The 1,568-nt window shown below is 68.1% G+C and carries 3 protein-coding genes; 2 read left to right on the top strand and 1 reads right to left on the bottom strand.

The annotated features are described in order from the left end of the window. Window positions 1-195, top strand: a 195-nt coding sequence (locus RT567_RS16640) for a carotenoid oxygenase family protein (protein WP_313577301.1), incomplete at its 5' end; no start/stop codon positions are given. A 222-nt stretch (window positions 196-417) separates the two neighbouring features. Next, on the top strand, window positions 418-1,398 hold the full coding sequence (locus RT567_RS16645; RefSeq protein WP_313577302.1) for a magnesium transporter CorA family protein: 981 nt from the start codon (window positions 418-420) through the stop codon (window positions 1,396-1,398). 4 nt (window positions 1,399-1,402) lie between these two features. Here the strand turns inward: RT567_RS16645 and RT567_RS16650 are convergent. Further along, on the bottom strand, window positions 1,403-1,568 hold a 166-nt coding region (locus tag RT567_RS16650; RefSeq protein WP_313577303.1), incomplete at its 5' end, for a LytTR family DNA-binding domain-containing protein.

Genomic DNA, 1,568 nt, shown 5'->3' on the forward strand with positions numbered 1-1,568 from the left:
GACGAGATGGTCTATGTCCCCAAGCCCGGCGGTACGCATGAGGCCGACGCCTGGCTGGTCGGTCCGACCATCAATCTGAAGGCGGGAGTCAGCGAACTGCACGTCCTGGACCTGATGCACGTCGAGGACGGCCCGGTCGCCACCTGGCGCGCCGACGTGGCCCTGCCGGCGGCCTTCCACGGAAACTGGGCGTGAAAGCCACACCGCGCCATCGCCTCGCTGCGGCCCGTCGGCGTGCGGTTGACCCCCGCCGCCGAACGGGCCAAGACCCCTTCGCCGCCCAGACGCCTATCCTGGGGCGGCGTCTTTTTGGAAACCCTCAGATGAACCCCGAAGACCGAAGTCCGTCTTCAACTTCTTCGACGCTCTGAGGACGCTCCGCTTCCGCGCGAGAGTCCTCGCGAAAGGAAGCGACTTATGCTGAACGCCTATGACTGGCGCGCCGATCGGCTCGTGCGCCTGGACACGGCCGTGGATCACGGCCCCGCCTGCTGGATCGACCTAGTCTCCCCGACCGCCGATGAGGTGGCGGCGCTGGAGACTCTGACCGGCATCGACATCCCCAGCCGGGACGAGATGGACGACGTCGAGCCCTCGGCCCGCCTCTACGCCGAAGACAACGGCGTCTTCATGATCGCCGCCGTGGCCACGGATCTGGAGACCCACGATCCGGTCAAGACGCCCGTGACCTTCATCCTAAAGGGCGGGCGACTGGTGACGGTGCGCTATGGCCAGCCGCGCTCCTTCCAGGTCTTCATCGCCCGAGCGACCAACAAGCCGGGCGAGAAGCTGGCCGGGGGCGAGGCCATCATGATGGGGCTGATCGAGGCGGTCATCGACCGCTACGCAGATGCGCTGGAGGCCAAGGGGCTGGAGCTGGACGCGATCTCGCGGATGATCTTCCGCAAGCGCGATCCCAAGGCGGTGGAGAGCCACAACCTGCAACTGGTGATCCAGGACATCGGCCGGGCGGGCGACTTCCTGGCCCTGATCCGCGAGAGCCTGTCCAGCCTGCAACGATTGTTGGCCTATCACGCGGCGCTGTCGGGTGCGCGCGCCGGGGGCAAGGCGGACCGCGAGGCGCGCCAGACCGTGCGCCTGCTGCAACGCGATGCGGCGGCGCTGAGCGAACTCAGCGTCTCCATGTCGTCCAAGGTGACCTTCCTGATGGACGCGACCCTGGGCCTGATCAATCTGGAGCAGAACCAGATCATCAAAATCTTCTCGGTCGCGGCCGTGGCCCTGCTGCCGCCGACGCTGATCGCCTCCATCTACGGCATGAACTTCGACGTGATGCCGGAATTGCACTGGCGGTACGGCTACCCGGCGGCGGGGGGGGCGATGATCCTGTCGGCCGCCCTGCCGTATCTCGTCTTCCGCAAGAAGCGCTGGCTGTAGGGGCTCACCACCAGCCCGCGTCGCGCAGGGCCTTGGCGTAGCGGCGGCTGACGGGGACGATCAGTCCTCCGTCCAGGGTCAGGGCGGCGCGGCCGTCGCCGCGCGCGACCGAGGCGACGGCGCCCTTGGCCGCCCACCAGCTGCGGTGGGTCTGGGCGCCCTCCAGCCCC

The sequence above is a fragment of the Brevundimonas sp. genome, assembly GCF_032107865.1.
Taxonomy (GTDB): domain Bacteria; phylum Pseudomonadota; class Alphaproteobacteria; order Caulobacterales; family Caulobacteraceae; genus Brevundimonas.